General features: G+C 38.8%; 6 protein-coding genes. 3 read left to right on the top strand and 3 right to left on the bottom strand.

Going from position 1 to position 5869, the window contains the following annotated elements:
- Positions 1–182: 182 nt before the first annotated feature.
- On the bottom strand, positions 183–650 hold the full coding sequence (gene msrA / locus AC33VI_RS13310) for a peptide-methionine (S)-S-oxide reductase MsrA (protein ID WP_491782753.1): 468 nt from the start codon (positions 648–650) through the stop codon (positions 183–185).
- A gap of 55 nt (positions 651–705) precedes the next feature.
- On the opposite strand from msrA, the gene AC33VI_RS13305 reads away from it, so the two are divergent.
- Complete coding sequence (locus AC33VI_RS13305; RefSeq protein ID WP_491782752.1) at positions 706–864, top strand: DUF8639 family protein; 159 nt, start codon at positions 706–708, stop codon at positions 862–864.
- Here the strand turns inward: AC33VI_RS13305 and AC33VI_RS13300 are convergent.
- Entirely contained in the window at positions 861–1829 is a 969-nt protein-coding gene (locus AC33VI_RS13300; RefSeq protein ID WP_491782751.1) for a DMT family transporter, read from the bottom strand. The two genes, AC33VI_RS13305 and AC33VI_RS13300, sit on opposite strands and share 4 nt — an antisense overlap.
- 139 nt (positions 1830–1968) lie before the next feature.
- Between AC33VI_RS13300 and miaA the strand changes: the two genes are divergently transcribed.
- Together miaA and AC33VI_RS13290 are read left to right on the top strand one after the other, a co-directional pair.
- On the top strand, positions 1969–2865 hold the full coding sequence (gene miaA / locus AC33VI_RS13295; protein ID WP_491782750.1) for a tRNA (adenosine(37)-N6)-dimethylallyltransferase MiaA: 897 nt from the start codon (positions 1969–1971) through the stop codon (positions 2863–2865).
- A 44-nt stretch (positions 2866–2909) separates the two neighbouring features.
- The gene (locus tag AC33VI_RS13290; RefSeq protein WP_491782749.1) at positions 2910–5033 is read left to right on the top strand and encodes a WG repeat-containing protein; all 2124 of its coding nucleotides are present in this window, start codon (positions 2910–2912) and stop codon (positions 5031–5033) included.
- Between the two features lie 70 nt (positions 5034–5103).
- On the opposite strand, the gene AC33VI_RS13285 is transcribed toward AC33VI_RS13290, so the two are convergent.
- The gene (locus AC33VI_RS13285) at positions 5104–5685 is read right to left on the bottom strand and encodes a sugar O-acetyltransferase (protein ID WP_491782748.1); all 582 of its coding nucleotides are present in this window, start codon (positions 5683–5685) and stop codon (positions 5104–5106) included.
- Positions 5686–5869: the final 184 nt, after the last annotated feature.

Genomic DNA, 5869 nt, shown 5'->3' with positions numbered 1-5869 from the left:
GTTCAATTAATTAGTAAATTTTAACCACCAATTAATTAAGTACGGACGTTTCATGAAACGTCCGTACAGTACTTAAATCGAAGATTATGAGAGGGGACTTAGACCCAAAAACTAATAACTAATAACTAACCGAAGGTTAAACAGGGCAAAAAAAGCAATTGTCAGAAAACTTTCGGTAATCTTTACGGCTTAAGAACATTAATCAAATATTGCTGGTGACTCTCATCAGCAAGATAATATTCACTAGCGGGTTTGATTTCGGTCACAATTGCTCGATCGTATTTTGACGATCGCTCTAACCGTAGTTTAGATTGGCGAGCGATGGTTTCTTGCTGGGGATTATGATAAAAAATGACCGAGCGATATTGCTCTCCTCTGTCTGCACCCTGTCGATTGAGGCTGGTAGGATCGTGCATTTGCCAAAAGATATCTAGCAATTCTTGATAGCTTACCCGATCTGGAGCGTATTCAACTTGCGCCACCTCTGCATGACCTGTTATTCTTGCCAGCACATCTAAATAGGAAGGATTAGCAAAGTCTCCCCCCATATAGCCTACGGATGTCTTAATTACCCCAGGACAGTTCATAAATTCCAACTCTGTTTTCCAAAAACATCCCGCTCCAAAAGTCGCTTTTTCTAAATGTTGCATTGTGAATAAATGTAATTTTTTTTATATTAATAAATATAAACTGACAAAACTAACTATGACACTGCCAGCAAAAACAGATTCAAACCAATCTCTAGCCGATGGAGATAACAAACCCAAAGCCGAAGAGGAAAAAGTACTATGCCCCCATTGTCTGCGTACTGCTACTAATGGTGTCAAGTGTAAAGGAATCTGCGTGGCAGATAGTGATTATTAATTGTTTTTACTACTGGATTTGGCTAGATAAATACCCCAGAGAATTAAAATTGAGGCAATACCGCTAGTCATACTGATGGTTTCTTGGAAGATAAGCCAAGCCAAAATAGCAGTAAAAATCGGTTTGAGGAGAGCAAAAATACCCACAAAACTGGCAGAAAATTGTTTGAGACTATACACGAGTAAGCCCTGTCCAAAAGTCTGACAAACAATTGCCAAAGCAATTATCACCAGCCAACCTTGAAGGGAAACAGGAAAGATTGAGGTATCTGTCAGCCAGACCACAGGAAAAACAATTAACGCGCCAAAACCACATCGCCAAAACAAAACTCGACTCACTCCACAACCGCGATCGCGCAAATAGCCAACGGTTAAGATATTTACTCCGTGTAAAGCAGCGGACAGCAAAGCAATACTATCTCCTAGAAGGTATTCTTGACTGAGTTGTAGGTCGCCCCAGCCAATGATAATTCCCCCAATTACGGAGATTGCCATCCCCCAAATAAATTGAATATTGAATCTTTGTTTGAGAATTAACCAAGCACCCGCACTAATAAATAGAGGTGTCAAACTCCGCAATACTGTAGAACTAGCAATACTGGTTTGAGTAAAGGAAACCGCCCAAAGAATAGAAGAACCAGTCGCTGTAATAGTGGCAAGAATTAATAAGCCTTGTGCTTGGTAAGGATACTTAAATTTTGAATTTTGAATCGGAGTAGAATTTTCTGGCTGTGGAAATAATTGCCAGACAGCCATAATCATAGTTGCAATCCATAGGCGATTGAAAATAGTTGCAGTGGGACTAATTTCTAACTCGCTAAGTTTAGTAAATATAGGGGAAAAGGCTAAAGCAATTACAGCGATCGCTAAGATTCCTAGATTAATTAATGATTCTACTAGTTGCGATCGCCCCTCCTCAATGTTACCTATTTCTTGTTTGGGTATAAATAAGCTATTTTTATTCAAATTAATCAAAAGCTAATTTAATGTTATTGTCTAATTAAATTATTCTTAACCTTAGCATCTAAATATTATGCAGAGCTATTTTATATACCTAGGGAAAGTAATTTAATCTAAAACATGATTGTCTAAAACGAACGAATCTATGTTGATTGTTATTTGTGGTGCAACTGCCAGTGGAAAATCTAGTTTGGCTTTAAAAATAGCCCAGCGTTTTAATTCCATAATTATCAGTGCCGATTCGAGGCAAATATATCGCGAATTTGATATTGGCACTGCTAAAGCATCTCCAGAAGAGCAAAAATTAATCCCTCACTATCAAATTGATATTTGTCAGCCTACAGAAACTTTGACCCTGGCAGACTATCAAGAACAAACCCAAGCCATAGTCAAAGAAATTAAGCTTGATTCGCCACCTTTGTTGGTAGGAGGCACTGGATTATATTTAGACGCTATTACTAAGGGATTAAAAATTCCTAGAGTATCTCCCCAGCTAGAATTGCGAGCGCAACTGACAGCCATCGGACAAACCCAAGCTCATAGTTGGCTATCCCAAGTCGATCCCCTAGCAGCCCAAAAAATTCATGTTAACGACCAATTTAGAACTTTGAGAGCGTTAGAAGTTTTTTATGTTACGGGAGTTCCGATTTCCCAGCAGCAAGGAGAAAATCCACCCAAATATCCTATTTTACAGATTGGTTTGGATTGCGATGTTGCTAGATCTGACGAGCGGATCGCTAGCCGTACTCGACAAATGATTGAAATGGGTTTAGTAGAAGAAGTGGAATATCTTTGTGGTAAATATGGTAAGGATTTACCTTTATTAAATACTTTAGGCTATGGCGAAATTAAACAGTATTTAGCAGGGGAAATAAATTTAGACGATGCGATCGCTCTTATTGTGACTCATACCCGTCAGTTTGCCAAACGACAGCGTACTTGGTTTAGGAAAAATAAGCAAATTCATTGGTTTGATAATACTAGTCTTGATTTACTAGATCGAGTCTGGCAATCAATACAAGAGTTTATTAATGAACATTGACCTCTCACCGTATTTGTCAGTCAACCAGAAAAATCTCTCAGATTGTGAATAGTCGTAAAAATAAAACAATACTAGCCACAGTTGCCTCGGTTGCAATTATTTTTGCTATAGGCAGTTGCCACAATAGTTCTAATCCAATTGGTTATGCTGCTAATGCGATCGATAACAGTGCTTCTGGCAAAAATGGGACTTTAAAAACCCAAGAATATAAGATTTTCACCCAAAACAAACTTCAAGGAGTTAAAGATTCTCGCGGGAAGGTTTTAATTCCCGCCCAATATGACAAAATCGAATCTGTAAATCTGCAACAAGGTTATGCGATCGCAACACAACGAGGTTTGCAAGGGGCAATTGACTTAAAAAACAGGATCTTACTGCCCTTTGAGTATGACACCATTGGCACAAGATTTTATCATTCAGATTTTTTACTGGGAACTAAAAACAATCTTACCGATTTATACAATCTTAGCGATCGAGCAATTGTACTGACTGGATTAGAACATATTGCTTTTTTTCTTGGAGACGCTAACTATGGTCACGCTCAGAAAGATGGCAAACAAGGTATTGTCGATGTTCGCGGTAATATAGTTGTTCCTTTTAAATACGATAAGATAGTTCAATTCCATCGCAATCTAGACTATCGCGCTATTTTTACGGGTATAAATGGCAAAAAAGGCATAATTGATTTTGATTATGGGCATATTCTAATTCCTCCAGCCTACGATCGCCTTGATTATCTCGATACTCAAAATGACTATGGCATCGTTACTCAAGACGGTCAAAGAGGAATCTACGATCCTAAAACCGATCGCTTTACACCTTTAGAATATGATGAGGTTGAATTACTATCGCCCGACCGATATGCCTACTATACTGCTAACCATCGAGTCAAGAATCTCAAGCCAATTAAAGATGGGGTGGTGTCTCTGGTTAAAGAAGGAAATAAGACTCGTCTGCTGTTAAATAATTTTTACCCTACAGAACTAAAATATGTGATTGTTACCAAAAACAACAAGCAAGGTATTTTAGATATTAATACAGGTAAAAAAGTTGTTTCCATCGAATACGACACAATCGAATCTAATCCCAATACCCAAGAGTATGCGATCGCTACTAGGGCTGCTAAATGGGGAATTCTAAAGATCGAAGATAATACTTTTATACCAATTAACGGGACGGAAATTGATAGTTCTCTACTCGATCGCGGTTACGCACTTTTTACTCAACAGCGAAAAGAAGGAGTTATCGATCTAATGGGAAAAGTGATTGTTCCCGCCCAATTCGATCTCGATCCTAGTGCCAACCTATCTCTTGGTGAGAATAGGTTAATAGCAGATAAATATTTGATTGCCTCCCAAAACGGGCGTGGGGGTTTATTGAATCTGCAAACAAAAGAATTTAGGGCTTCAGATTATGCAAGAATTATTAGTAGCGGACACAACATTGATTTAGAATCAGGCTATTCGATCGCGATCGAAGACAATAAACAAGGAATTATCGACTTAAAAGGAAATTTAGTCGTACCGTTGGCAGAAGATCGGATTATAGGCTACCGTGATGGGGTAGTTTTGCGCCAAGACAGCGATAGTTTTGCACCACCAACTGTTTCATTGGCGACAGAGAATACAGCCAATACTAAACCCAATCCACAAGATTTATCGCTCGATGATGTGGTGGTTTTGACCGTATCGGGTAAATATAGTAATTACTTTTGTGTCATCAACCGTCAAGGAAAATTGCTGTTTAAATCTCGACATCATAATTGGGGGGCGAGGGAAAAAATCGACAATTTTTGTCGTAGTTTCGTAGGAATTGAGGTAGATAATAATTCAATTCAAGAAAACCCTCGACCTACTGAGTTAGGAGATTATAACTATTTGATTCGCGATGGCTTAATTGCCATTAATGTCAATGGTAAATGGGGTTTTGCCAATGGCAAAGGAGATATTGCGATCGAGCCTCAATTTGATAATGCTGGATACTTTTCTGAAGGTTTAGCAGCGATCGCCATAAACGATCGATGGGGTTACATCGATCGCACGGGCAAAATTGCGATCAAACCTCAATTTGATACTGCCAAATCTTTTAATAATAGTATGGCTACGGTTAAAAAAGGAGATCGAGAGTATGCGATCGATACCAAAGGTAGAATTGTTGCCGATCTTTGAAAAGCTGAATAGCGATCGCATCTTGGGGTTTTATTTTTCTCCTCTATTACTGAAATTTATGTTTAATTTCTCAAGAAGATAGAGGAATTTTCTTAATTATTCGACAAGGATTGCCTACCGCAACAACATTAGAAGGAATAGACTTAGTAATTACACTTCCTGCACCTATTACCGTATTTTCGCCAACGGATACTCCAGGCAGTAGAATGCTACCACCACCAACCCAGACATTATCTTCAATTCTAATACTGGTGGCAAATTCCAAACCCAAAGCGCGATCGCTCGGATCGATAGGATGACCTGCTGTATAAAGCTGAACTCCTGGAGCTAATTTAACTCCATTGCCGATATACACGGGCGCACAATCTAGGATGGTGCAATTGAAGTTGAAATAAACATTATCTCCTAGGAAAATATTGTATCCATAATCGCAGAAAAAAGGAGCTTCAATCAAACAGTTGCTGCCAACTTTTCCGAGCAATTTATTTAAGATTTCTTTTTGGTTAAGGCGATCGCTAGAGGAGTTATATTGGTGACAAATTAGGTGGGCATCATCTCGTTCTTTTACGAGTATAGGATCTGAAGCATTATAAAGCTGTCCTGCGATTGCGAAGCTAGCCGAAGGCATCGCCTTTTCCTTTTCTGTAACCATAATTTAACCCTTTAGGATTTATAGTCTAATTTCAACGTTACATTATGTTGAAGATGAATTATGAGTAGAGTCGAGGGAAGCTATTACGCTTCGCCCCTCTCTGTTAGATCTGGACGTGCGAGTTTCCCCGCATCCAGCTCCCGAATATCTTTAGTCTTTCCGACTTTTGCCCATATGAACATAG

The sequence above is a fragment of the Waterburya sp. genome, from assembly GCF_058530065.1.
The sequence above is the reverse complement of the archived record's forward strand: the minus strand, read 5'-3'. Positions and strand labels throughout refer to the sequence as shown.

Coding starts and splice junctions, on each gene's coding strand:
- msrA (WP_491782753.1), bottom strand. CDS start 650: ATGCAACATTTAGAAAAAGCGACTTTTGGAGCGGGATGTTTTTGGAAA.
- AC33VI_RS13305 (WP_491782752.1), top strand. CDS start 706: ATGACACTGCCAGCAAAAACAGATTCAAACCAATCTCTAGCCGATGGA.
- AC33VI_RS13285 (WP_491782748.1), bottom strand. CDS start 5,685: ATGGTTACAGAAAAGGAAAAGGCGATGCCTTCGGCTAGCTTCGCAATC.
- miaA (WP_491782750.1), top strand. CDS start 1,969: ATGTTGATTGTTATTTGTGGTGCAACTGCCAGTGGAAAATCTAGTTTG.